The organism is Neorhizobium sp. PAMB6716 (assembly GCF_058242805.1).
On record NZ_JBZAYW010000002.1, the window covers coordinates 600,414 to 626,200 of the forward strand.

The following is a 25,787-nucleotide window of genomic DNA, read 5'->3' on the forward strand; positions in this document are numbered from 1 at the left end:
GAACAGCATGAACATGAAAAGCATCAATCTGGGCTTGGCCCTTGCGGCAGCAGCCTCGGTTGCTCCGGCCCATGCCGACCAGCTTGCCGACATCCTGTCGAACAAGACGCTGCGTTGCGCCACTTTCGCTGACGTTCCGCCGTTTGCCGCGCCGGACCCGAAGACCCGCGAAATGGCCGGTTTCGACGTCGACCTCTGCAATGCCATCGCCAAGCAGCTCGGCGTAAAAGCCGAGGTCAAGCCCGTCTCCGTCGAAGCGCGCGTTCCTGAAGTCAAGCTCGGCCGCGTCGACATTACCGTTGCCAACCTTGCCTATACGCTGGGCCGCGCCGAGCAGATCCAGTTCAGCGATCCCTATTATCTCGCCAAGGAAATGCTGATCGTTCCGGACGAGGACCCCGGCAAGTCGAAGGCCGATTTCGCCGGCCAGCGTATTGCATCCACCAAGGGCTCGACATCGGAAATGTCGATCAAGCTCAACAAGTCCGAACCGCTGACCTTCCAGGACACAGCGTCCGCCTATCTCGCCGTCCAGCAGGGCAAGGCGCGCGGCATGGTCGCCAACACGATGACGACCACGAAGTTCGTCAACGAGTCGCAGACCAAGGGCAAGAAAATGCGGATGATCCAGGATCCCATGCTGTTCCAGCCGATCGGCATTGGCATGGCCAAGGATCAGCCGGCGCTGACCGCCAAGATCAACGACGTGCTGCACACGCTCGATACATCAGGCGAACTCGGCAAGATCTGGGACAAGTGGCTCGGCCCGGACACCGAGTACAAGATCGTCCGCAACGACAAGGTCGTTCCTCTGAGCGAGCTGAAATTCGATCCAATTCCCTGAATTCGTTCGGGGACTAGGCCGGATCCTTAGTAGTTGAAGGGCGCAGGTTTCTGCGTCCTTTTCTAGTGTTAAACCAATTCCCGGGTGCGATGCACTTCTGTGCGGTGATGTCACGGTAGCGCCTTGTGAGGAGCGGCTGCGGTAGACGCATATGCATGAACACCTCGCCATTAACCAAAAGCGGCATCGCTTCCCACCCCAGATCATCGCCCATGCCGCATGGCTCTACTTTCGGTTTCCGCTAAGCCTGCGCCTTGTCGAGGAAATGCTGCTGGAGCGCGGCATTGCGGTGTCCGGCACTGTAAACCTACCCCTTCGAAGGGCACTGTAACGTTGACCGGGCATCGATCAAAATGTGGGATTTGGCGGCATGACCAGATTTGTCCGTGATCCTCTTTATCGTCGCCATCGATATCCAGCCGACGTGATTGCCCATGCCATTTGGCTCTATTTCCGGTTTTCGCTCAGTCTGCGCATGGTCGAGGATATGCTGGCAGCTCGTGGGGTTATCTTCTCTCATCAGACCGTGCGACTCTGGGCTGAGAAATTCGGCAGGCACTTCGCCAAGGATATCCGGAAGCGATCGACCGACTAGCTCGGCGAAAAATGGCACCTTGACGAGGTGGTAATCACGATCGCCGGCAAGAAAGCTGGCTTTGGCGCGCAGTCGATCAGGACGGTTTTGTCCTTGACGTTCTCCGAATGAAGCCAACGGAGAACCTTGTTAAGCTTTGTCTGATGCAGTGCCGGCAGGACCAACCTGCCCCGCAAGCCGACCACAAAACCGTCGAACGGTATCTGAGTTCAGTGCAGAACGCGCCATGGTCATGTCCGCTGGGAGAGGGCTGAACCGGCCAGGATCACATCCACGCCAGCTGCGGCAAGTGCGGTAGCCATTTCCAGAGTGGGAGGGCTGTCAGTGACCAGTCGCGTCACCTCTGTCAGGCCCGCCACCTCGAAGACGGCCGGACGACCCAGTTTGTCATGATCGGCCAGAACGGTTACGCTCTGCGCCTGTGCAATCATGGCGCGTGCCATCTCGGTTTCCCGCAGGTCGTAGTCCATAATGGCGCTGGTGGTGATTGCACCGACGGTCAGAACGACGTGCTCGGCTTTGAAAAAAGCGGTCTGCGCGATTGCCATCGCCCCCAAAGTCTCACGGCCTTCTGCGGCCACTTCGCCGCCGACTAAATAGACTCGGTGGCGCATCTCCGCCTTTGCCAGAATCCGGGCGATCTGCGGAGAATTGGTAATCACCGTCATGTTGCGCCGCCTTGCCAGAGCCTCCGCAAAGGCGATCGTGGTCGAACCAGTGTCGATAAACAGCACAGAGCCCTCGGCGAACAGGGATGCGGCCTGTCGGGCGATGGCGGCTTTTTCCGCCTTCCGTTCATTCATGCGCGCGTCGAACTCGCTCTCGTATAAGGAGGCCTCCTTGAATTTCAGGGCGCGCGCGCCGCCATGAAATTTTCGGATGTGGCCGCCGATGTCGAGATCGGAGAGATCCCGCCTGACCGTCTCGCGCGAGGCGCCAAAGCGTTCGGCCAGGTCCTCGACGGTGACTTCGCCGATTTCTTCGAGAACCCGAAGAATTGCCTCACGTCTGGCTGCCGGTCTCATCGTCTATCCCTTCATGGTCGCAGGCGCTTGCAGCAACTGCCGTAGCAAGGAGACCGGGTGTTGCAGCTCGATGCCGGTGACATGCCTGGTCTGACATCGGCAGGAAAAGCCCGTGGCCAGGATGGCGTCTACGTCGGGCGCATTCGCCGCCTTCCAGCTATGGTGAAAAATCTCGTCCGACTTGGCACGATTGACAGTTTCATGGCCCCACATTCCCGCCATGCCGCAGCACCCGGTGGGAGGCATGTGAAGCGAGATGCCGAAACGATCGAAAATAGCGCGCCACTCGGCGGTGACGCCGGTACCGAGAACCCGTTCGCTGCAATGGGGAAGAAGCCGCACTGCCATTTGCGACGTCCGGGCCGGCAGAGCGGCAATCAGCGGCGCGAGCAGTTGCTGCGGCAGCGCCACGGCCGGCGTGTCATCGGGATAATCGGTGCGATAGGAGAGTGTCACCGGCGGCTCGAGCCCCATCAGCGGCACGCCGCTTGCAGCGATCGCCTTGAGGCTGTCCTTTTGCCTTTCCGCCTGGCGGGAAAATCCGGCCAGCCGTCCGAGGACCTTCCGGGCCTTGCCGGAAGGTCGATAAGGGGCCAGCCACAGTTTTTTCTGCAGGTGGGTCACGACGAAGTCGAGATCCGCAACGACCTGCGGCTCGAAAAATTGGGTAAAAGCGTCGGGCACCAAAACCACGTCGATCTTTGGGTCTAGCCCAGCGATATCGGCATGTTTCAGCCAGCGAAGCCCTCGAACCTGTTTCGGCATGCTTGGCAGCGCCGTCAGGCCGATGGCGGACATCAATGCCGCGCCGGGGCCCTCGGTCATCAGATTGAAACCCCAGCGGAATTTTGCGGCAAGCGGAAGCAGGCCTTCCAGATGGGCGAGCGCGGTGTCACGTAAGGACCGGCGATGGCGCCGATAAAAACTGTTGAGAAACAGCGATCGGATGGAGGGTACGTCGACACGCACCGGACATTGGCTGGTACAGGCCCCGCAGCTGAGACAGCCGTCGATCGCCTGCTTGACCTCGATTTCGAACTGCGGATCGGCGCGACCCTCCGGGCCGCCTTGCCGCAACCATTCGCGCACCAGCCCGACCCGCCCCTTCGGCGAATGTCGTCGGTCGCCGGTGACCTTGTAGGAGGGGCACATGACGTCATCGAGGGTGCGGTTGAAACAGGCACCATTGCCGTTGCAGCCGAACGCGGAGGAATATTCGATGCGCAGATCGGCCGGCACGGTGCGGTCGTTCTGGCCGCGCAGTGCGACCTCGTCGATCCTCCACAAAGGCTCGTTGTCGGGCGTCGCGATCTTGCCCGGGTTCATCTGGTTGCGCGGATCGAAGGCGGCCTTGATCCGCTGCAGCGACGGGTAGAGCGGGCCAAAAACCTCGGGCACGAATTCGGAGCGGACGCCTTTGCCATGCTCGCCCCAGAGAAGGCCGCCATGGCTGCGCGCCAGCGCTTCGACGGCTTCGGTCACGCGCCGGATCAGCGGTTCCTGGGCGGGATCGGTGAGGTCGATCGCCGGGCGCACATGCAGGACGCCGGCGTCGACATGACCGAACATGCCGTAGGCCAGTCCCTCGCGATCGAGAATCGCCCGGAAACCGGCAATGAAGGGCTCGAGGTTTTCGGGCGGAACGGCGCAGTCTTCGACAAAGGGGATCGGTCGCTTGTCGCCGACGGCGCGTCCTAGCAGGCCAACGGCCGCCTTGCGCAGTCCCCAGACCAGCTCGACCTCGCGGCCGTTGGCAACCGTCATTGCCAGCCGCGCGGGCAGGCCTGCAAGTTGTGTCACCAGCGCTGCAATCCGCTCGGCAAGCGTTGCCGGATCGTCGTCGGTGAATTCGACGATGTTGACCCCTTGCGCACCGGCCTGCGGAAAAAGATGTGCGACGGCAGAAAAGGTCGGCTCCTCGCGCGCCAGGCCGAGCACGCGGCTGTCGATGGTTTCGACCGACGTGGCGCCGAGCACGGCCATTTCGCGCGCATCCCGAAGAGCCGACTGGAAATCGGGGTAGAAGATCAGGATCAGCGAGGCTGCCTTCGGAATGGGCAGGACATTCAGCCTCGCCTGGGCAATCAGTGCCAGCGTGCCTTCCGAACCGCATAGGACCGCCGCTGGATCGATCGTGTCGCCCTCACGGATATGGGCAAGGTCGTATCCCGTCAGCGAACGGTTAAGTTTCGGAAACCGCGCCTCGATCAGCTCCGCCTGGCTGGCCGAGATATCGTCGAGACAAGCGAGAATCTCGCCGGCACGGCCGCTGATCGTCCGGTCGAGCGGCCCCCGGCGGGTTTCCAGGATCTCGCCACCAACCAGCACAGCACGCAGGTTGATGACATGGTTGGACGTCTTGCCGTAGACGCAAGACCCCTGTCCGCAGGCATCGGTGGAGATCATGCCGCCAAGTGTCGCGCGTGACGAGGTCGACAGTTCCGGGGCAAAGAACAGGCCGAGCGGTTTCAGTGCTGCGTTCAGCTGGTCCTTGATGACCCCGGGCTCAACCCGTACCCAGCCTTGTTCAGCGTTGATTTCGAGGATCCCGGTCATGTGGCGCGAACAATCGACCACCAGGCCATTGCCAAGCGACTGGCCGTTGGTGCCCGTGCCGCCGCCGCGTGGGCGCAAAACGATGCCGTGGAAACGCGGCTCGTCGAGCAAACGTGCGATCAGAACGAGATCGTTCTCGTCCATCGGCCAAGCCACGGCATCCGGCAGAAGCTGGTAGATCGAATTGTCCGTCGCCAAAACCACACGGTCCGATGCCGCGACGGTCGCGTCGCCACGGAAACCCTTCGATTTGAGGGTGTCTACGAAGGTGTTGTAATCCGCGGATTGCAGGAGGGCGGGAGACGTCACTTACGTTACCTCGGCACAAGAAATGCGATCACAGCGCCGCATGCGATAATTCATGAGCATCTGAATGTGGGCGATTTGACCCACCGATCTCCGTCACTATCACGATTAATCGGCACACAAAACAACACATTCAGTCAATAAAATGATCGAACGTACAATTTGTTCTCGTCAAACAGCGATGACGACGGTAATCATGGGCGACGTTCTCGGCTGACCGCCACTCTAAGGTGTGCGCTGACAAGGAGACCGCTTTTGGTTGCTTTCGGCAATCCTGTGGACACAGCCATTATCGGTGCCGGTGTCGTCGGCTGTGCCATGGCGCGCCGTTTCTCGTTGGAAGGTGCCAGTGTCGTCGTTCTCGAGCGGGCACCCGACATCCTATCTGGCGCATCGAAAGCCAACAGCGCCATCCTGCACACCGGTTTTGATGCGCCGCCCGGCAGCGTCGAGCTGCAATGCATGCAGGCAGGTTACCACGAGTACATGAAGATCCGCGAGGATTTCAATCTTCCGATCCTCGACACCGGTGCGATGGTTGCCGCCTGGAGTGACAGCGAGGAGGCCCGGCTTCCCGAACTGCTGGAGCAGGCGCTCCGCAACGGAGTTGCCGACGCCAGGCTTCTCAGCCGCGCCGAGGTGGTTGCACGCGAGCCGGCATTGGGTGCCCATGTGCGGGCGGCACTTCTCGTCCCGCGCGAGGTCATCATCGATCCGTGGTCGGCGCCACTCGCCTATGCGATGCAGGCCAAGGCATTGGGCGCGCGGTTTCACTTCAATGCCGGCCTGTTGGCGGCCCGTTTCGATGGCGATCTGTGGCATCTTCAGACGCCCATTGGCACGCTGACTGCCCGCAGCGTCATCAACGCTGCAGGTATTCAGGGCGATAGCGTCGAGCGCATGCTAATCGGCGGCTCGCAGTTTGAGATTCGTCCGCGAAAAGGGCAGTTCGTCGTCTTCGACAAGGCTGCCGCCAAACATCTCCGAACGATCCTGCTGCCGGTGCCGACGGCCCGCACCAAAGGTGTGGTGCTGACCCGAACGATCTTTGGTAACCTGCTGGTCGGACCGACGGCGGAGGAACAGGAAGAGCGCGAGCGCCCCGACGTCACCCGTCCGCAACTCGACATGCTGATCGCCAAGGCCGTCGAGCTGGTGCCAGCATTGGCGCAGGCCCAGGTGACGGCCGTTTATGCCGGCTTGCGACCGGCCTCCGAGGAAAAACACTATCGCCTCCACAGCCTTCCGGAAAAGGGCTATTTCTGCGTCGGCGGCATACGCTCCACCGGGCTGACTGCGGCGCTCGGGATTGCCCGCCATGTCCATGGATTATGGGCGCAAGACCGAACTGCCGGCGGCAAACCGATCACGGCGCCGCCGATCTTCCCGCTGCCCAATCTGGCCGAGCACCTGCCGCGTGACTGGCAGGTGCCCGGGCATCACGGCATCGTCTGTCATTGCGAAATGGTGACCGGGCGGGAGATCGAGGCCGCGCTCAGCAGCCCCCTGCCTCCCGGCGATTTTGGGGGGCTGCGGCGGCGCACGCGCTGTGCCATGGGGCGTTGTCAGGGGTTCAACTGTCTAGCCCGTCTGAACAGCCTCACCGAAGGCCGGCTATCGGTGCCGATCGCACCGGAGGCCGACCGTTGAGCGCGGACCTTTACGACGTTGCGATCGTCGGCGGTGGTCCGACCGGGCTTTCCGCTGCCATCGAATTGAGAGCCCGTGGCGTGGCGAAGGTCGCGCTCTTCGAGCGTGGAGACGAGGCCGGCGGCATCCCCCGACATTGCGGCCATCCGCCTTTCGGCATGCGCGAGTTCGGACGCATCCTTACAGGGCCTGCCTATGCTCGCCGCCTCGTAGCCGCAGCACTGGCTGCTGGCGTCACCATCCTGACGAAATATACCGTCGTCCATACCAGCTCCGGCGGCCGGCTGACAGTCGCGAGCCCCAACGGCATCGAGACGATCCAGGCAGCCCGCATCCTGATCGCCACCGGTGCACGCGAGACCACCCGGGCGCAGTTGCTGGTTCCCGGCCTGCGGCCCCTGGGCGTGATGAATACGGCAGCGCTTCAGGCCTTCATCTACCAGGAAGGGCGGGTGCCGTTTCGACGTCCGCTCATCGTCGGCAGCGAACTGGTGTCATTGTCGGCTGTCCTCACCTGTCGAAGCCATGGCATCCGCCCCATCGCCATGGTGGAGAGTGAACGCGACGTCCAGGCCCGGCGGGCATTCTTTGCCTTGCCCCGTGTGCTTCGCGTGCCCGTCATGACAGGCGCGCAGATCCTTGCCATCGAAGGTCATCCGCGGGTGACCTCTGTGCGGTTGCGGCTGGCCGACGGTACGGAGACGCTATTGGCGTGCGACGGCGTGATCTTTTCCGGCCGCTTCGTTCCGGAGGCGGCTCTGGCGGAAGCGAGCGCCCTCGTGCTCGATCCGGCAACCGGTGGTCCGCAAATCGACCAGCATGGTCGAGGTTCCGATCCCGGCATATTTTTCGCCGGCAACATGGTTCACCCAATCGAGACGGCAGGTCATTGCTGGGCCGAGGGTCGCCGCGTTGCCGGGCTGATTGCCGCGGAACTTGCGGATCGGGCAAAATCTGAACCGAAAGAGACGCCGGGCCGCCGCGTCATTGCCGGTGCCGGGCTGAAGTACGTGGTCCCGCAACGCCTGACGACCGAAGGCACGGTCACCGCACCGGTTTTGAATGTGCGCGCGCTCGGGGCTGCCAACGGGCAATTGATCCTGTCGAATGGCAGCGGCACCATCCTGCGATCACAAAGCATCAACGCCGCACCGCAGAAACCAATCCGCTTTTCTCTGGCTGGGCTGGACCTTGCTGGCGAGAGCAGCGATCTTAGATTGCGACTGGAGCCGAAGGCATGAGCATTTTCCTGGCCCTTGATCAGGGTACCACCTCAACGCGCGCCCTCAAGGTCGCAGCAGACGGTACGGCCAGCATCATCTTTTCCGCGGCGCATGCGCAGCATTTCTCCGGTACGGATCGGGTCGAACACGAGCCTGAGGAACTGCTCGCCAATCTGCGCGCGGCGCTCCTCGCCGCGGGCGAAGTCACCGCGATCGGTCTGTCCAATCAGGGTGAAAGCTGCCTTGCCTGGGATGCGATCGATGGAAGACCGCTCTCGCCCGTCATCGTCTGGCAGGATCGCCGGACGGCGGCGCAGGTCGCCGCCCTTTCCCCTGTGCAAGCCGAGATCATGGCGCTGTCCGGCCTGCCGCTCACCCCCTATTTTTCCGCCGCAAAACTGGCCTGGCTCTTGGAGAACAATGACGACGTCAAGGATGCGCGGCGTGCCGGAAGACTGATGCTCGGCACCACCGATGCGTTTTTCCTGCAGCGGCTTACCGGACGCGCGGCAACCGACATCACCACCGCCTCGCGCACGTCCCTGATGAACATTGCAACCGGCGACTGGGACAACAGGCTCTGCCAACTTTTCGGCGTTCCGATCGAATGCCTGCCCCCCATTCTGCCGACCGTCGGCGATTTCGGAGACATTGACGGCACACCGCTGACGGCATCGGTGGTGGATCAGCAGGCGGCCCTTTACGGTCATGGCTGCCGGGTCGCAGGTGACACCAAGATTACCTTCGGCACCGGCGCTTTCGCGCTGTCGCTCACCGGCCCGAACCGGCGACGGGCTGGCCAGACCGGACTGCTGCCGACGGTTGCCTGGTCGATCCGTGGCGAAACCAGTTATGCGACAGACGGTGGCGTCCATGCCGCTGGCGCCGCGATCAACTGGGCTCAGAGAATAGGGCTTCTGAACGAACCGGCCGAACTCAATGCCTTTGCAGCAGGCCCGGCCATCGACCGCGGCCTGGCCTTCGTGCCGGCGCTGGCCGGTCTCGGGAGCCCGCATTGGGATGACAGCGCCGCCGGGCTTTTCATCGGCATGACAGGGGCAACGACCCGCCAAGACATGCAGCAGGCGCTGATCGAAGGCATTGCGTTACGAGCCAGCGAAATCGTCGTGGCCATGGCGTCAGATGCGCCGATCACACGGATATCGGTGGATGGTGGCGTCAGCCGTTCGCGTTATCTGTGCCAGTTTCTTGCCGACACGACGGGGTGCACGGTGGTCATCCCCAGTGTCGACGAACTGACCGCCTACGGCACCGCCCAGCTTGCCGCCTGCGCTCTGGGCGAAACGTTGGAGACCCCGCGGCCTTTGCAAACCATTACCCCCGACCCGTGTGATGGGGCAGCGCGGCTCGCGCGGTTTGCGAAAGCGGTTGATCGGTCCAAAGACTGGCACACGTTAGCCGTCGGATAGCTCTGTGGAGATGGCAAGCCGCTTGATGGAATTGCATCGTTCAGGCTGAAAACGCGTCATGCCCTGCCGCTGCAAGCTCCGCACGCCGTGGCCGCTCAGACATGCTGGCCGCCATTGATGTGGATTTCCGCGCCATTGATGTAGGCGGATGTTTCGCTGCAGAGAAAGTGGATTGTCTCGGCCACTTCCCGCGGCGTGCCGAGCCTTTTCATCGGCACACTGGCTTCCACCAGAAGGTCCGTGCCCTCCGACAGGATCGCAGTGTCAATTTCACCCGGTGCGATGGCATTGGCACGAACGCCATGCGGGCCGAACTCATGGGCGATTTCCCGCGTCAAGGCCGCAAGGCCCGCCTTCGAGGCCGCATAGGCAACGCCAGCAAACGGGTGCACCCGCGAGCCGGCAATCGACGTGACGTTGACGATCGATCCTTTCGCAGCCTCCAGTTCGGGCAGAAGCGCCCGCGCGAGCAGGGCGATGGAAACGAGATTGACATTCAGCACCGTCGTCCAGGTGGCGGCGTCGGAACCGATGACGCCGAGGCGGGCGCCACCGGCACCTTTGGGCGAAATGCCCGCATTGTTGACCAGCGCATGCAGCCCCGCGCCATCCAGTCGCTCGCGAACGTCGGCCACCAGCTTGTCGATCTGCGTCAGGTCGGCGAGATCTGCCTGAATATGGCTTTCACGCGCCGAGGGCCAAAGGCACTCCTCCGAAAAAGGTTGGCGTGACACGGTGAGGACACGCCAGCCTTTTTCGAGGAACAGCTTGACCGTTGCATGTCCGATGCCACGGCTTGCACCCGTCAGAAGGATAGAGGGTTGTGTCATGGGACATCTCCTTGGGATGGGGCAGTCGACGTTGTCCTTGCGGTGGTTCGATCATTTAGGGGTCAACGGATTTTCTGTCGTGCGGTTTGACCCGCATCAATTCTGGGCAGGCTTTGCCGGCGCCTTGTCCGGCCAGAACCGCACGCCTGGACGGGCCAGTCCGCCACCGAGCGCGGCCACGGTGCCATCAGCGCGCCAGCAGGCGGCACCCGTCATCGTGTCGCCAAAGGCAATGGCGTTCATGCCACCGCCGATATGCGGCATGACACGAACCTCGTGACCGAGTTCCTCAAGCTTTTCCCGCTGCGGTGCATAGGCCTGCTCGATTTCCACTTCCTGGCCTTGCGTCCAGACCCGCGGCGCTTCGACCGCTTCCTGCAGGCTCATCCCGTGGTCGATCAGGTTGACGATCGCCTGCATGGCCGAGGGAAAGATCCTGAGGCCTCCGGGCAAGCCGAGTGCGAACACCGGTGCGCCATCCTGCATCAGGATCATCGGCGCCATCGATGTCGGCACGCGCTTGCCGGGCACGACGGAGAGAGCGTTGCCCGGATGCGGATCGAAATTGCTCATGTAGTTGTTGGGGATGATGCCGGTACCGGGCACCGCCAGGCGTGCGCCGAACAGTCCGTTGATTGTGTGGGTGGCGCTGACGACATTGCCGTCGCGGTCGGCAATGGTGATATGCGTGGTGTCCTGGCTCTCATAGCCCGATGCATAGGCGGCCGGCAGGCTTGCCGCCTGGCGGATCTGGGACCGGCATTCGGCGGCATAGGCCTTCGAGGTCAGCCGCTCGACCGGCACGTCGACAAATGCCGGGTCGCCGGAATGCGCGCGGCGATCCGCAAAGGCAATGCGGATCACCTCGACGAGAAGATGGAGGGAGGCAACGCTGCCGAAACCCAAGCCGGCAACGTCATAGGCTTCCAGCATGTTCAGCATCTGGGTGACATGTACGCCGGACGAGGCTGGCGGCGGCGGTCCGGCAATCTCGAAGCCACGGTAGCTGCCGATGATCGGCTGGCGCTCGATCGCTCGATAGGCGCGCAGATCGGCTTCGGTAACCCAGCCGGCATCATCGCCGCCCGTCTTCATTCTTGCGGCGAGTGCCGCGCCGAGCGCGCCACCATGCAGGGCGGCGGCGCCTTCGCGCTGGATCAGCCGCAGGCTTTCGGCGTAATCGCCCATCAGGAGGCGGTCGCCCGGAGCGGGTGCCGCGCCGTCGGGCATGAGGATCTTGGCGATTTCCGCGTCCTGCGAAAGCTCGCTGGCGGCCTCGCCGATCGCACCGGAAAGGTAGTGGGTAACGGCAAAACCGCGTGAAGCCAGCCTGATCGCCGGTTCTACGACGTCGGCAAAGGGCAGCTTGCCGTAGCGCGCATGCATGTCGCACCAGCCCGCCAGGTTGCCGGGAACGGCAACGGAGGAGGCGCCGATGATGTTGCGGCGCCCCTTGGCATCCATGTAGCGGGCCGGCTCATCCGAGACCGGCTCGTAGATTTCGGGGTGCATGGTCGCGGCTGCCGAAGACAGCGCGTCGATTACCACATGCGGGCCGCCGGCCATGCGGATATGCGAAAGGCCGCCGCCGGCAATGCCGACCATCATCGGTTCCACCACGGTCAGCGCCAGAAGCGACGCAACGGCGGCATCGACCGCATTGCCACCTGCCGCCAACATCTCGAAACCCGCCGCCGAGCCGAGGGGATGGTTTGTTACCACCATTCCGCCAGCACCACTGGCCGGGGATTTTTCGCAGGTGAATGGCAGGCGGGGAGCGGTCATGTCGGTTCTCAATTCGGTAGGTATGGCCGGGCGCAGCAGACTAGCCGGCGAAGATACCCCGGCTAGAAAGCATGGTTCAGATCAGATTGGCCAGAACTTTGGCCGTTGCACCCGAAAGATCGCCGAGCTTGACGCCGGTTCCGCGAACACTGGCCTCGCGCGCCTTGCCGCGGATCTGGATGTCGATGGCTTTCTGTGCCTCCGAGGCAACTTCCTCCGGGGGCAGCACGATGACGCCGCTCTCATCGGCCAAAACGGCATCGCCCGGCATGACGACGGTGTTGCCGACCGATACCGGAACATTGATCGCTCCGCCGAGATCGTAGATGCGCGTGGTGATCGGCGAAATGCCGCGGCACCACATCGGGAAATCTGACTGGACGATCTCTTCAAGGTCCGTGCAGGGGCCGTCGACCACCGCGCCGACGGCGCCCGCGGCCTTGGCACCGACCGTCACGCCGCCGCCCCAGCAGGCGTAACGGTCATCGTGCAGTCGGTCGACAATGACGAAATCGCCCGGCCGGATGAGGCTGAGGATATGGTGCAGCAGCGTGGAGTCCGGTCCGGGGATGGCGATGGTGACGGCGGTGCCGACAACGCGGCGGCCTGGGATCAGCGGCTGGATCTGCCGGTGCAGGAAGCCGAAATGCCGCCAGTGGCCGAGCGTCGCTGTTTCGACCTGCGCCAGCAGGTCCAGGTCCTGCTTGGCGATCTGTGCCGGCATCGGGTTGATTTTGTAAGCCATTTTCGAATCCAATCTGGGGGGTGGAAGTTAGCGGCCAAAGGCCTTGGCGAAACCGACGCTGCGTTCGACGACGAGGACGATGGCAAGCGAAAGGGCGATCATCAAAACCGCCAGCACGGCCACCATGGGATCGGTGCGCTCGTCCACATAACGGTAGAGCGCGACCGGCAGCGTCTGCAGCCGCGGCCCGACGATGAACAGCGACAGCACGATCTCGTCGAAAGACAGGATGAGCGCGATGGCGCTGGAGGCGATCACGCCGGGCGTCAGCCGCGGCAGGGTGATCTGCATGAAGACCTGAAACGGACGGGCGCCGAGCGTCATCGCCGCCTCGTCGACATCGGTGCCGAGATTGCTCAGCGACGTCTGCAGGATGCGGATGCTGAAGGGCAGCGTCATCACGAGATGCGCCAGCACCAGGCCGGGATAGGTTGCCACCAGTCCGGCCGGCGTGAACACCATCAGGATGCCAAGGCCCAGCATCATCGCCGGTAAAACGAGCGGCGCGATGACCAGGCTGCGGATCAGGGCGCGGCCGGGAAAGTCCAGACGCACCAACGCATAGGCGGCCGGTAGACCAAGAGCGAGGCTGAGCGCCGCAACGATCACTGCGATGATGGCGCTGTTGCGGAAGCCCTGCATGAAGCTGGTATTGCCGAGCACTGTTCCATACCATTTCAGGCTCCAGCCCGAAGGCGGGAAGGACAGGTAGCTGTCGGCGCTGAACGAGATGACGAGGATGATCGCCATCGGCATGAAGACGATGCAGAAGACCAGCGTGACATAGGTGCGAGAGATGAAGGAGAGGAATTTCGTCATGCCTGTGTCCTCCGGGTCAGCAGTCGCAGCACGAGGCCGGTCAATCCCATGGCGAGGACGAAAAACGCCAGCATGAGGAAGGACAGCGCCGCCGCCGTCGGCCAGTCGAGCGAAACGAGGGCAAGGTCGTAAACCTCGGTTGCCAGCAGAAACACACGGCCTCCGCCCAGCAGGGACGGTGTGATGAAAGACGAGACGCACAGCACGAAGCCGATCGTCAGTCCGGCAAGGATGGCCGGCAAGCTGAGTGGCAGCGTGACGTGCCAAAAGACCTTCTGGGGTGGTGCGCCGAGCGACATGGCGGCATCGTCGAGCCGTCTGTCGAGTTTGCCGAGCCCGGCCGCGATGGTCAGAAACATGTAGGGCATGATGCTTTCAGACAGGCCGATGATCACACCCGAATAATTGTTGACCATCCGCAACGGCTCGCTGATCAGTCCCAGTACCCGCAGCAGGTGATTGACGGGGCCGGCATCTCCCAGGGTCACCAGCCAGCCGAACGACCGCACCACAGCCGAGATCAGCAGCGGCGAGGCAGCCAGCACGGTCAGCGGCGTGCGCCAGCGCGACGTCATCCGCGACAGCGAAAGGGCCATCGGATAGGCTAGGAGCAGTGCGATCACGGAGCAGGTGATCGATAGCTGCAGTGTCCGGCCGAGCAGATCCAGATAGTAGCTGTCCTGGAGGATGCCGATATAGGTCTGCAGGCTAATGGCCTTGGTAATGGCGCCGTAGTCGGAAATGTTCAGCGACATGCGGAACAGCCACAGGATCGGGCCGATAAAGGAAATCGTCAGCACGAGCAGCACCGGTGCAAGAAGCAGCCAGGGTGTCATTCTCGTGCTGGTTCCGGGAACGGTGAAGCGGTTCATGCGGCAAAGATCCGCATGTCGGTGGTGCGCCAGGTGAGTGCGACTTCTGCACCCGGTTGCGCAAGTTGCGCTTCCTCGCTGCCGGGCCGAAGTTCGGCCACCAGCTTCTGGCCACCGGCGAGCTCAAGCTCGACCTCGATCACGCTGCCGACGAACACACTGCGGTTGACGCGTGCCGTCAGGCCATCGCCATCCGGCCTGGAAAGCTGAATGACGTGTGGCCGCACCATGGCAGCCATTTTGGCGCCATCACCAGCATCTCCGGGCAATTGCGTTAGGTCCGGTGCGGGCAGCGCCTGTCCTTCGTGATCGAGGCGCGGCCCGCCCGTGCCGAAACGCAAGGTTGCCGGCACGCTGTTGGCGCGGCCGATGAACCCGGCGACGAAGGGCGTTGCAGGCTTGTCGTAGATCTCGACCGGCGTTCCAATCTGTTCCAGCTTGCCGCCGTTCATCACCGCGATCCGGTCGCACATGGTCAGTGCTTCCTGCTGGTCGTGGGTGACGAACAATGTGGTGATGCCGGTGCGGGACTGGATGTCACGGATCTCGAAGCGCATCTCGTCGCGCAGGCGGGCGTCGAGGTTCGACAGCGGTTCGTCGAGCAACAGGATTTCCGGCTCGATGACGATGGCGCGTGCAATGGCGACTCGCTGTTGCTGGCCGCCAGACAACTCGACCGGGCGGCGATTGCCAAACCCTTCAAGCCGTACCGCACGCAGCGCCTCGGCAACCCGGGTTGCACTTTCCTCCTTGCCGACCTTGCGCAGCCGCAGGCCAAAGGCGACGTTCTGCGCCACCGTCATGTGCGGAAACAGCGCATAGGACTGGAAGACCAAACCGAGATTGCGCTCCCACGGGGGGCGAGACACGATGTCCTCGCCGCCCATGATGATCTGTCCGGACGTCGGTGCCAGAAGCCCGGCAACCATCCGCAGCGTGGTGGACTTGCCGCAGCCGGACGGACCTAAAAGCCCGATAAATTCGCCCTTGGCGATATCAAAGGACAAGGTGTCGACGGCCGGGCGTTCGCCGCCATAGTCGAAGGTCAGCTTGTCGATGCGGATATGGGCGGGCGTTGAGGCGAGGGACATGGGCTCGTCCTGCTGTTTCACTTGCCGGCCGAGATGATCTGGCGCTTCCAGAGCTGGTTCCATTCATCCGATTTCGTGGCGGCCCAGGCCCAGTCGAGCGGCAGTGTCTTGTCGAGCTGGCCGGCAACCGTACGGGCCCTGGCCTCGGCGCTGACCTTTGCCTTGGTATTCACCGGCGCGTAGAACATCGCTTCCGTAAAGGCTGCCTGTGCTTCCGGCGACAGCGCATAATCGATGAAGGCTTTTGCCGCGACCGGGTTCTTGGCGCCCTTTACAAGATTGATGGTATTGATCTGCAGGATAGTGCCTTCCTTCGGCAGCATCACGCCCAGCTTGCCCTTTGATTCGTCAGCATAATACTGACCGCGGGCATTCCAGCCGGTCCCCAGCACATCTGTCCCGTTGATGACCAGGGTGTAGGCGTCAGGCTTGGGGTCGAAGGTCTGCACGCCGGGCGCCATCTCGGCAAGCTTGGCAACGGACTGTTTGACGGACTTGGTATAGTCTTCACCCAGCATGGCAGACGTCATCACCATCAGGCCGGAGCCGAGGATGGAGGGCATCGAGGTGACGGCCATCTTGCCGGCATAGGCCTTGTCCCAGAGAACCTCGAGCGAGGTCGGCGCCGTCGGGAAGGCTTCCTTGTTGTAGATCACCACCAGATTGTCGAAGGTGACGGCGGGACCGTAACCTTCCTTGACGATGGCCTGCGGCAGCAGGTCGGCAAGGTTGGGGACATCGGTCTTGGTCAAGGGTGCCAGCAGGCCTTCCTTGTCGCCGATCAGCGACGTGGAAACGTCGAAGATCACTACGTCGGTCTGCGGGTCACCGGCTTGCGAACGGAGGTTGCCCAGCATTGCCGAGGAGGCGCCGGCAGGAAAATAGTTGACCTTCACATCGGGATATTTCGCCAGGAAGGGCTTGATCACCGCTTCGTTATATTTGTCCTGAAAGATCCCCGAATAGGCGGTGAGGGTGATCTCCCCCGAGACATCGGCTGAGTGGGCCGGAGCTGTGGTGGTGATCAGCGCGGCGAAGATGACGGGGGCAAGAAGGCGGGTGATCATCGGCACATTCTCCTGTCGGGTGAAGCGGCCCGGTTTGTCGAGGTGGCTGCCAGGATGGCAGGCAGCACGGTGAAATGTGAATCTGCTGGAGCCTGCTCCGCGACGGTTGGTCTTATCCCGGCAAAGCTGAAGGGCTTATCGAACGATCCACTGCGCCTGATGCAACGATCTACGGCCATCGTTGTCCAATCGAATTTTCTTGTGTTTTGCATCAGAAAAATTTTGGATGAAAAACGGCCAATTATTTAATCCGATTGCCGGACTAAGAGACTGGATTATGATGATTATTTGAACAAAATAGCCCTCCGGTCACGCAGGGGTAACCGAAGGGCTGAGAGGGGCATCCAAAGAAAATCTATGTGTTAGTAGCCGCGCTTGGCGTCCGCGAGATCGGCGACCGTACCGGTTTCCTGGAAGGTCCGGATGTTCTTGGCGACAATTTTGCTGCCTGTCGGCGCGTCGATCAACGAGGCGACATGCGGCGTGACGGTGATCTTCGGATTGGTCCAGAAGGGATGCGTTTTGGGAAGCGGCTCAACATGGAAGACATCGAGCGTCGCACTGCTGATCTGGCCCGAATTGAGGGCGTCGACAAGGTCGCTGTCGACCAGGTGCGGACCCCGTGCCGCGTTGACGATGCTGGCGCCGCGCTTCAAGCGATTGAACGTGTCGGCATTGAGAATGCCGCGTGTACTTTCGGTCAGGGGCAGCAGGCAGACAAGGATTTCCGTGCCTTCCAGAAACGCCCCAAAACCTTCGCTTCCGGAAAAGCACTGGATGCCGGGCAGATCCTTCGGGGATCGTGACCAGCCGCGCACTTCGAAGCCGATCTGTTTCAAAATGTCTGCGGCGACGGCACCGAGATTGCCCAGTCCCATCACGCCGACGCGGCGCTGGGGGGCGGGTGGCACGACGATCTGCTCCCAGAGCTGGCGGGCCTGGTTGGCCTGGATAGCCGGCAGTTCCCGGTGGTGGCGCAGGACGTGAAGGGCAACATACTCCTTCATTCGCTGCGTCAGATCGGTGCCGACGGTGCGGATGATTGGCACGTGAATCGGCAATTGCTCGTCTGCCAGGACGTGGTCGATGCCGGCCCCCAGCGAAACGATCGCCTTCAGGTTTCGGAACGGTTTCATGGAGCCGGTCGCCGGCCGCCAGAGCACCGAATAGGTCACGGCATCGGGATCAGGCACTTTGTCTATCGGGTAGACATTCCAGTCCGGCATCAGATCGCGCAGCATCTGGCACCACCATTCCGTCTTGTCTGCGGCTGGTAGCGAAACGACAATGTTCATGGAGCATCCTCATTGGCTCATGCGTCACGGTATGCCTCCCATTCACTGCAGGACGGGCGTGCGGGTCAAAGCAAAAATTCCTGTCGCTCTCATAGAATTTTTTTATGGAGTTTTCCGGTCGGTTTCCGTTAGGTTCCAGTCATGAATTTCAAACAGCTTGAAGCATTCTACTGGCTGACGCGTCTCAAGAGCTATCAACGCGTTGCCGATCATATCGGTTTGACGCAACCGGCTGTTTCGGCGCGCATATCAGGGCTCGAAGATAGTTTGGGCATACCTCTTATTGATCGTGCCCAATCCGATTTCACTCTGACTGAACAAGGGTATGAGGTCGCTGAATATGCCGAGACCTTTCTCAATCTTAGTGAGACGTTGACGAGCCGTCTGAAGTCGAAGCAAAAGCGACGTTATACGATCGGCGTTGTTTCCATGGTCACCCAGACGTGGGCGGTTACGCTGCGCCACAAGATTGCTGCCCTTCCGGACCCCCCGCTGGTCGATTTCTATTCAGGCTCCAATCTCGATCTGCGACCGATGGTCAAGTCTGGCGCGCTGGACATGGCGTTCGTTACCGGAGAGGCTGGGTTGCCGCAGATCGAGGATAGCTTCTCGGTCCAGTATCATGTCGGTTGGGTGGCTCGGCCGGACGTGGTCGGCGAGATCAAGCGCCCGCTGACACCGGATGAATTGCGTGAGTTGCCTCTGGTACTCTACCCGCATACATCGCCACTGTTCGGCCCTGTCGCCGACCTGATAGAAGAGACGAAACGACGCCCCAATTCTCGCCACACCGGAAATTCGCTCGCCACCATCTGTGAGATGGTCAAGGCCGGTTATGGCGCCTCGGCAATGCCGTTGGTATCGCTAGAGCCGGAAATTACCACCGGAATGCTGGTCGAGATCCCTACCACCGTTCAGCTTGCCCCTCTTGATATCCGCTGCGTCCATCAGAACAGAGCGCGCAAAGCCCAGACGGCGCAGATATTCCAGCTGGCCCGACAGGCTGCCGAGGAATGGGTAGCGGCCCATCCGCGTTATGTCAGCTTTCGCAAGACCTGAATTTCCTGCAGAGCGCATTGCTACCCCGGTCATGGCACGGATGTTTTCTTGGAGTGCGGCACCAACCGGTGCCGCACTCCAGACTGCAAGCCATCAGGCGGCATAGCGCTTGGAAACGTGATCGCGTATGAAGCCGGAGCCGATTTTGACCAAGCGCTCGGTCAGCGCCGCGCCGGTTTCGGCTGAACAAAATACCGGATCGCCGCCCCATACGCCATGCGGCGCTGTTTCCATGGCCTCGATCGGTGCCTGCAGGCGAGCGCCAGCATATTTCAGCGCGGCAAAGCCCGCCACATCCACACCCATCGCCTTCTGGTCCTTCGGCGGTGACTTTGCCAGGTCCATGCGCAGGATATCGGGGTAATAATGTAAGCCGACCGATGTCAGCGGATCACCGCCATGGCCGGAGGACTTTGCAGCCGCTTCCGGGCCGAGGATCTCTTTCAGCAGTTCATAGCTGATCTGCCACAGATACATCGAAGCCACGAACATGCCGTTGGTCTGGCGCCATTTCAAAGAGACCTCGTTGATCGCTCCAACATTGCCGCCATGACCGTTGATGACCAACAACTTGGTCAATCCGTGACGGGCCAGACTGGCAAACATGTCGTCCAGCAAGGCAACGAGCGTTGATTGGCTGAGCGCGATGCCCCCATGTGAAGAACCAAAATAGTCGGCGCCGCCGAACGGGATGACAGGTGCGATGAAGGTTGGGATGCCTTCGGCACGTGCGGCGCGGGCTATGTCGAGTGCGACGGCTTCGGCGGCGAGATAGTCGCCCATCGGCGCATGGGTTCCCTGGTCTTCCAGCGAGCCCATCGGCAGGAGGATGACGGCATCGTCGTTGAGAAACTGGCGGGCTTCCTCGCTGGTCAGTTCAGCGATCTTGATCTTTTCAGTCAGCATGTTGATTTCCTTACAGTATGTCGGTTCTAAGGCAGGCCGACTGGTGGTGATCGCCAACCGTTTGCAACGGCGGGACGGTCTCGGCACAGGCGGGCTGGGCATAGGGACAGCGGCTGCGGAAGATGCAGCCAGAGGGTAGGGCGAGCGGCGAGGGGATCTCGCCAGTCAGCCGGATGCGGCGGTTCTCGCGGTGCAGGCTTGGTTCGGCCGAAACAAGGGCCGCCGTATACGGATGTTTGGGTGAAAAATGCACCTGATCGGCAGGACCGACCTCCATAACGCGTCCGAGATAAAGCACCATCACCCGGTCAGAGATGTAGCGCACCACCGAAAGATCGTGGCTGATGAACAGCAGCGATACACCCGTCTTGGCACGCAGGTCGGCCAGAAGGTTCAGAACCTGCGCCTGGATGGACACGTCCAGCGCAGACACGGCTTCGTCGCAGACAATGAAGCTCGGCTCGACGGCAAGCGCGCGGGCAATGCCGATGCGCTGCCGCTGGCCGCCAGAGAATTCGTGCGGGCGGCGGTCCAGGAAGCTCGGATCCAGGCCGACCAGCGTGACAAGTTCGATCAGGCGGGGCTCCCGGGCAGCACCCTTGTGCAACCTGTGTGCGTCGAGCGCCTCCGACAGCACCGCCCGGATGGTCTTGCGAGGGTCGAGGCTGGCATAAGGGTCCTGGAAGATGATCTGCATCTTCTTGCGCAGGCTGCGCATCCGGACAGGCGAGATGCTGTTCAGGTCCTCTCCGTCGAAACGCATCACGTCGCTTCGCGACTCGATCAGCCTCAGGATCGCGCGGCCGATCGTGCTTTTCCCGGAGCCGCTTTCGCCGACGAGGCCGAGCACTTCGCCCGGTGCGACGCTGAAGCTGACATCATGCAGCACATTGAGCGATCGCTTGGAAAAAAGACCACTGCGTCCGATCGAATAGCTCTTCTTGAGATTGCAGACGTCGAGAAGGGGTGCGGCTGTCATGCGGCCTCCGTCTGGTGGTTCATCACGCCCGCCGGTGCTTCCGGCGCCCGCAGACAGCGCACGGCGCGTTCGCCGTCTGCGCTCGGATAAAGGGCCGGCCGGATGTCGGCGCAGGCCGGCACCGCGATTGGACAGCGGTCACGAAACGTGCAGCCCGAGGGGCGGGCAGACGGCAGCGGTGGCGTGCCTGAAATTGCTGGAAGCCGATCACCTCGGGCCGAGTTCAACTCTTCATGCGAGGACGGCATGCTTTCGATCAGGGCACGTGTGTAGGGGTGGTGCGGATCGCGTAGGATCTGGGCGGCGGGACCTTCCTCCACGATCAGGCCCGAGTACATCACCGCCACGCGGTCGGCTATATCTGCGACGACGCCCAGATTATGGCTGATGAACAGCAGGCTGAGCCCGTTCCCCTGATCCTGCCGCAGGGTTTGCAGCAGTTCGATGATCTCCGCCTGGATCGTTACGTCGAGCGCGGTGGTCGGCTCGTCTGCGATCAGCAGGCGCGGTTCGCAGCTCAGCGCCATTCCGATCATGACGCGCTGGCGCATGCCACCCGACATCTGGTCGGGGTAGCTATCGACCCGCCGCTCGGCGTCGTTCATGCCCACACGCTTCAGGAGCGCGATTGCATCGGCGCGGGCGTCGGACTTCGACATCGGCCGATGCGCGGTGATGGCCTCGATCATCTGGTCGCCGATCTTGTGGATCGGATTGAGCGAGGTCATCGGCTCTTGGAATATCATGGCGATGTCGTTGCCGCGGATGTCCTCGAGCGTGCGGGCATCGAGAAAGCCGAGGTCAACAACCTCATCAGACTTGCGTCGCAGCTGCAGCGTGCCTCCTACCTGCCGAATAGCGCCAGGCAGGAGGCCCATCAGCGCCAGAGAAGAGAGCGATTTTCCTGATCCGCTTTCGCCGACAAGTGCCGTGCATTGGTTGGCACGTAAAGTCAGGGAAACGTCCTCGATAACGGCAGGTGTTCCGAAATGCGCAGTCTCGAGCCGTAGGTTGTTGATGACGGCAACCACGTCCAGGTCTTTGATGGTCGGCGCATCCGCCTGCGCCTTCGGCTTGGAAACCTCGTCCATGCCGCTGCCGGAAGCGCCTTTCGGGTCCAGTGTGTCGCGCAGGCGGTCGCAAAAGAAGTTGATGGCATAGATTGTCAGCACCAGGGCGGCGCAGGGGATCATGATGCCGAGCGGATCCTGGTTCATGAATTGACGCGCACCGCGGATCATCTGGCCCCAGGAGGGGGCCGGCGGCACCACGCCGAGGCCGAGGAAGGACAGGCCGCTTTCGATCGTGATCGCTGCTGCTGCCGTCAGCGAATACTGAACCGACAGGGGGCCGGCGATGTTCGGCAGAACAGTTCCAAGCACGATGCGGTGCGAAGGCGTGCCAAGCGCGCGGGACGCTTCGACAAAATCAAGGGAGGTGACCCGCAGTGCCTCTGAAAAGGTAATGCGCGCAAAGGTCGGAAAATACAGGACCGAAAGCACGGCAACCAGCGTGACGCTGCCCGGTCCGAACAGGGTGACGACGAGCAGCGCCAAAAGGATCGGCGGGAAACAGAGCACGATGTCGGATAGCCGGCTCGTCACGAATTCCGAGGGTCCACGGAAATAGGCGCCGACCAGACCGAAAAACGTGCCGATGATGCAGGCAATGGTGGTCGCCACGAAAGCGACGGTCAGCGATACTTGGCCGCCGTACAGCACGCGGGCCAGCCGATCGCGGCCGAATTCATCCCGACCCAGCCAATGTTCTAGGTCAGGGGCGGCGAGCCGATAGCGAACGGCGATCTTGACGGGATCGTCGGCAGTGATCAGCGGGGCGGCAAAGGGAATGATGATCAAGGCTGCCAGAAACAGGCTGGGCAGGATCATGCGCTTGGGAAAGTTCCGGACTGACATCATTGCAGGCGGATCCTCGGATCAAGCAGCGAGGACAGGATATCGATCGCGAGATTGATACCGATGAATATGGCCGCGACGGTCAGGATGACGGCGCGGACCGTTGGGTAATCGCGTTGTTCGACTGCCGAAACCAGCAGGCCACTGAGGCCGGGCCAGTTGTAGATGAACTCGACGAGGACGGTAGAGCCGAGAAGGATGCCGAGCTGCAGGCCGACGACGGTGATGATCGGTCCGAGCGCATTGTAGAGGATGTGTCGGCGAACCACCCGCTTGCGGCGAAGTCCTTTGGCCACCGCGGTGCGCACCCAGTCGTGACCGCGCATTTCCAGCACGCTGGCCCGGGTCATACGAAACACGATCGTCGCCAGGTGCAGGCCGACGGTCAGTGCGGGCAGAACCAGCATCTGAAGATGCTGAATCGGATTGGTCGCGAAAGCGACATAACCGCCGGCCGGCAGCCAGCCCAGGACCTGTGCGAAGAAAAAGATGAACAGCGTGCCGAGCACGAAGCCCGGAATCGAGGTCAGAAGCGCATTGATGGCGGAGGCGGCAATGTCGAATTTTCCGCCTGCCCGCAATCCCGCCGCCGTGCCTGCGGGAATGGCCAGCAACAGCGCGAAAATCGTACCGGCGATAATGATTTCGAGCGTGCGCGGAAGGCGCAGGGCGATGACCGAGGAAATCGAGCCGTTGTCGACAATCGACGTGCCGAAATCCAGCCGCGCGGTATTGTAAAGGAAGGTCACGTATTGCGTGAGGACCGGCTTGTCGAGGCCCATATTGACCCGCAGATTGGCGATGGCTTCGGCGGAAGCGGAACCGCCGCCGGTCGACAGCAGCAGTTCGGCCGGGTCACCCGGTACGATGATGAGAAGCGAAAAGATGATCGTGCCGATGACCAGCAGCATGGCAGCGGCTGCTGCCATGCGACGAGAAATGAAGGCCAGCATGCAGCGCTCCTTATGCGAATTTCGTCTCGTCGAGCGCGTAACCCGATGAACCGCTGAGGAAGCCCGGCAATTGCTCGAACCCTTCGACCGACTGCTTCATGGCATAGGCCTGGATGCGCCAGTTCAGCGGAACCTGCGGCACCTCCTCGTAATAGGCGACGACCAGCTGTTGGTAGATCGCTTTGCGCTTGTCCGGATCGACCTCGTTGCGGCCCTGTTCCAACAGCCCGTCTATGCGCGCACTCTTGAAACCGAAGGATTGCAGATAAGACGGATTGCCGGAATAGAGCAGCGACCAGAGTGCATCGGGGTCGTTGTAATTGCCCGACGTCCCGTGGACTGCGATGTCATACTTGCCCTCCTTGCCAGCCGTGACGCGGGTGCCCCAGTCGGGCAGATCGAGTGTCGCATTGATGCCGATGGCGCCGAGATAGGCCTGGACGACGGATGCCGTGTCCTGGTGCATGCCGTAGGTGGCCGTTGCCAGAAGGCGGCATTCGAAGCCGTTGGCATAGCCGGCCTCGGCAAGCAGCGCCTTGGCTTTCTCGACATCGTATTTCCATTCATGGGCCGGATCGGCGAGATCGAATTTGGAGCCGCGTGGGTTCGGGAAACCAAAGAGCGGTTCGCCACGTCCGGCAAAGGCAGCATCGACGACATCCTGCCGTTCGATTGCGTAGCCGACCGCCTGACGCACCTTGGGATTGGCGAACGGGCCGCTGGTGACGTTGAACAGCAGGAACATGAAGGGTCCCAGCGTGGCCTTCATCTTCAGCGTCTTGGATGCCTCGACCGTGTCGAACTGCGTCCAGGGAAGATATTCGATCAGGTCGACGTCGCCGGCTTCGAGTGCTGCATAACGCAGGTTTTCGTCGGCATAGGCGACAAAGCGGATGCCCTCGACCCGCGGCTGGTCGGCCATGTAGAAGTCTTTGAAGCGCGCAACTTCGATATAGACGTTCTTTTCGCTGCCCTTCAACGTGAAGGGGCCGGCGCCGATCGTCTCGCCGTCGGTGCTCTTCTTCGAAATCACCGGGCAGCAATAGCTCGCCAGCAAGTCAAGAAAGATGGCGCTCGGCGCCTTCAGGGTGATCTTGACCGTTTTGTCGTCGACCGCCTCGACAGCAGAAATGATCTTGAGATCGCTTTTCAGAAAGGCTGTGGAGCCATTCTTGGTGATCTCATTCAGCGAGAAGGCAACGTCCGCTGAAGTCACCGGGCTGCCGTCGTGGAAGACGGCGTTCGGGCGCAGCTTGAAAACGACGGTGGTCGGGTCGGTCCATGAGAAGCTGTCAGCCAGTTCGGGCACCAGCTTGCCGCTGGCGTCGTAACCCATCAATCCGCGGTACAGCATCAGCTTGACGGTGTTGGCGGCGCCCCCGGTATTATCGAAAGGCTTGATGGTTGGCGGGAAGGTCGAGAGGCCGAACTTCAACACGGAGGCCGGTGTCTGGGCAAGCGTGCCCTGCGGCAAGGTCATCGCGACGATACCAGCGCCGAGGCTGATCAGTACACTGCGTCTGGTGGGGGACAGGCAATCGGAAGGTGTCACAGATACCTCGGGTTTGTTGGAGGGAAAATGCGGCTTCGGTTGTTCCATCAGTCCAACTTCGAAGCCGTCTGCTGTCCAATCGAAAAAATTTTGGTGGAATATAGATTTCTTTGCCGGCCATCATCAGACGAGTTTGCCTGTTAATTTGCCGATTGATTCTTATGCACAAATCGTAATCAGATCGCGCGCCCTGGCAAACAAGAACGCCAGCATTATTTTCCTCGACCCATAGTTTGATGGGCCAATCGGTGCCGATATCTCTTGGGGGTGCTCCCGAAACGGAAGGTCT

The 25,787-nt window shown here is 61.7% G+C and carries 20 protein-coding genes and 2 pseudogenes; 7 read left to right on the forward strand and 15 right to left on the reverse strand.

Annotated features, from left to right (window positions below):
• Positions 1-7 precede the first annotated feature (7 nt).
• From AC4CWH_RS21415 to AC4CWH_RS21425, 3 genes and pseudogenes are all read left to right on the forward strand, one after another.
• Complete coding sequence (locus AC4CWH_RS21415) at positions 8-844, forward strand: ABC transporter substrate-binding protein (RefSeq protein ID WP_491322230.1); 837 nt, start codon at positions 8-10, stop codon at positions 842-844.
• Positions 845-995: 151 nt separating this feature from the next.
• A pseudogene (locus AC4CWH_RS21420) lies at positions 996-1,139 on the forward strand (IS6 family transposase); the annotation flags it as partial.
• Positions 1,140-1,214: 75 nt separating this feature from the next.
• Positions 1,215-1,588, forward strand: a pseudogene (locus AC4CWH_RS21425) (IS6 family transposase); the annotation flags it as partial.
• A gap of 81 nt (positions 1,589-1,669) precedes the next feature.
• On the opposite strand, the gene AC4CWH_RS21430 reads toward AC4CWH_RS21425, so the two are convergent.
• Both AC4CWH_RS21430 and AC4CWH_RS21435 read right to left on the reverse strand, forming a co-directional pair.
• Positions 1,670-2,464, reverse strand: coding sequence for a DeoR/GlpR family DNA-binding transcription regulator (locus tag AC4CWH_RS21430; protein WP_491322231.1), 795 nt, complete (start codon positions 2,462-2,464; stop codon positions 1,670-1,672).
• Positions 2,465-2,467: 3 nt separating this feature from the next.
• A complete protein-coding gene (locus tag AC4CWH_RS21435; protein WP_491322232.1) occupies positions 2,468-5,329 on the reverse strand; it encodes an FAD-binding and (Fe-S)-binding domain-containing protein in 2,862 nt (953 codons plus the stop codon).
• Positions 5,330-5,644: 315 nt separating this feature from the next.
• On the opposite strand from AC4CWH_RS21435, the gene AC4CWH_RS21440 reads away from it, so the two are divergent.
• Genes AC4CWH_RS21440 through AC4CWH_RS21450 form a run of 3 tightly spaced genes read left to right on the forward strand, consistent with a single transcriptional unit; the run spans position 5,645 to position 9,629 of the window.
• Positions 5,645-6,976, forward strand: coding sequence for an NAD(P)/FAD-dependent oxidoreductase (locus tag AC4CWH_RS21440; protein ID WP_491322312.1), 1,332 nt, complete (start codon positions 5,645-5,647; stop codon positions 6,974-6,976).
• On the forward strand, positions 6,973-8,217 hold the full coding sequence (locus AC4CWH_RS21445; RefSeq protein ID WP_491322233.1) for an NAD(P)/FAD-dependent oxidoreductase: 1,245 nt from the start codon (positions 6,973-6,975) through the stop codon (positions 8,215-8,217). The genes AC4CWH_RS21440 and AC4CWH_RS21445 overlap by 4 nt, the downstream gene beginning before the upstream one ends.
• On the forward strand, positions 8,214-9,629 hold the full coding sequence (locus AC4CWH_RS21450; protein ID WP_491322234.1) for an FGGY family carbohydrate kinase: 1,416 nt from the start codon (positions 8,214-8,216) through the stop codon (positions 9,627-9,629). The genes AC4CWH_RS21445 and AC4CWH_RS21450 overlap by 4 nt, the downstream gene beginning before the upstream one ends.
• 95 nt (positions 9,630-9,724) lie before the next feature.
• Here AC4CWH_RS21450 and AC4CWH_RS21455 read toward each other — a convergent pair whose 3' ends face one another.
• The 8 genes from AC4CWH_RS21455 to AC4CWH_RS21490 all read right to left on the reverse strand — a co-directional run bounded on the left by AC4CWH_RS21455 (position 9,725) and on the right by AC4CWH_RS21490 (position 18,133).
• Complete coding sequence (locus tag AC4CWH_RS21455) at positions 9,725-10,459, reverse strand: SDR family NAD(P)-dependent oxidoreductase (RefSeq protein ID WP_491286647.1); 735 nt, start codon at positions 10,457-10,459, stop codon at positions 9,725-9,727.
• Between the two features lie 96 nt (positions 10,460-10,555).
• Complete coding sequence (gene ggt / locus AC4CWH_RS21460; protein WP_491322235.1) at positions 10,556-12,244, reverse strand: gamma-glutamyltransferase; 1,689 nt, start codon at positions 12,242-12,244, stop codon at positions 10,556-10,558.
• A 76-nt stretch (positions 12,245-12,320) separates the two neighbouring features.
• Complete coding sequence (locus AC4CWH_RS21465; RefSeq protein WP_491322236.1) at positions 12,321-12,989, reverse strand: RraA family protein; 669 nt, start codon at positions 12,987-12,989, stop codon at positions 12,321-12,323.
• Between the two features lie 27 nt (positions 12,990-13,016).
• The gene (locus AC4CWH_RS21470) at positions 13,017-13,808 is read right to left on the reverse strand and encodes an ABC transporter permease (protein ID WP_491286641.1); all 792 of its coding nucleotides are present in this window, start codon (positions 13,806-13,808) and stop codon (positions 13,017-13,019) included.
• Entirely contained in the window at positions 13,805-14,680 is an 876-nt protein-coding gene (locus AC4CWH_RS21475; protein ID WP_491322237.1) for an ABC transporter permease, read from the reverse strand. Before AC4CWH_RS21475 ends, AC4CWH_RS21470 begins: the two co-directional genes overlap by 4 nt.
• A complete protein-coding gene (locus AC4CWH_RS21480) occupies positions 14,677-15,771 on the reverse strand; it encodes an ABC transporter ATP-binding protein (protein ID WP_491322238.1) in 1,095 nt (364 codons plus the stop codon). Before AC4CWH_RS21480 ends, AC4CWH_RS21475 begins: the two co-directional genes overlap by 4 nt.
• A 17-nt stretch (positions 15,772-15,788) precedes the next feature.
• Entirely contained in the window at positions 15,789-16,838 is a 1,050-nt protein-coding gene (locus AC4CWH_RS21485) for an ABC transporter substrate-binding protein (protein WP_491286636.1), read from the reverse strand.
• A gap of 362 nt (positions 16,839-17,200) precedes the next feature.
• On the reverse strand, positions 17,201-18,133 hold the full coding sequence (locus AC4CWH_RS21490; RefSeq protein WP_491286634.1) for a 2-hydroxyacid dehydrogenase: 933 nt from the start codon (positions 18,131-18,133) through the stop codon (positions 17,201-17,203).
• 141 nt (positions 18,134-18,274) lie between these two features.
• Here AC4CWH_RS21490 and AC4CWH_RS21495 point away from each other — a divergent pair, with 141 nt between their 5' ends.
• Positions 18,275-19,192 carry a LysR family transcriptional regulator gene (locus AC4CWH_RS21495; protein ID WP_491286632.1) on the forward strand — a complete coding sequence of 306 codons (918 nt, stop codon included), beginning with the start codon at positions 18,275-18,277 and terminating at the stop codon, positions 19,190-19,192.
• A gap of 93 nt (positions 19,193-19,285) precedes the next feature.
• Here the strand turns inward: AC4CWH_RS21495 and AC4CWH_RS21500 are convergent, their stop codons facing one another.
• From AC4CWH_RS21500 to AC4CWH_RS21520, 5 genes are read right to left on the reverse strand one after another with little or no spacing between them, the layout of a single operon-like run.
• Positions 19,286-20,155 (reverse strand): creatininase family protein, encoded by an 870-nt coding sequence (locus AC4CWH_RS21500; RefSeq protein WP_491286631.1) that lies wholly within the window; start codon positions 20,153-20,155, stop codon positions 19,286-19,288.
• Complete coding sequence (locus AC4CWH_RS21505) at positions 20,109-21,077, reverse strand: ABC transporter ATP-binding protein (RefSeq protein ID WP_491286629.1); 969 nt, start codon at positions 21,075-21,077, stop codon at positions 20,109-20,111. Before AC4CWH_RS21505 ends, AC4CWH_RS21500 begins: the two co-directional genes overlap by 47 nt.
• Positions 21,074-22,996: a dipeptide/oligopeptide/nickel ABC transporter permease/ATP-binding protein gene (locus AC4CWH_RS21510; protein ID WP_491322239.1), complete on the reverse strand. Its 1,923-nt coding sequence runs from the start codon at positions 22,994-22,996 to the stop codon at positions 21,074-21,076. The genes AC4CWH_RS21505 and AC4CWH_RS21510 overlap by 4 nt, the downstream gene beginning before the upstream one ends.
• Complete coding sequence (locus tag AC4CWH_RS21515) at positions 22,993-23,946, reverse strand: ABC transporter permease (RefSeq protein ID WP_491286627.1); 954 nt, start codon at positions 23,944-23,946, stop codon at positions 22,993-22,995. Before AC4CWH_RS21515 ends, AC4CWH_RS21510 begins: the two co-directional genes overlap by 4 nt.
• A gap of 10 nt (positions 23,947-23,956) precedes the next feature.
• Complete coding sequence (locus AC4CWH_RS21520; RefSeq protein WP_491322240.1) at positions 23,957-25,546, reverse strand: ABC transporter substrate-binding protein; 1,590 nt, start codon at positions 25,544-25,546, stop codon at positions 23,957-23,959.
• Positions 25,547-25,787: the final 241 nt, after the last annotated feature.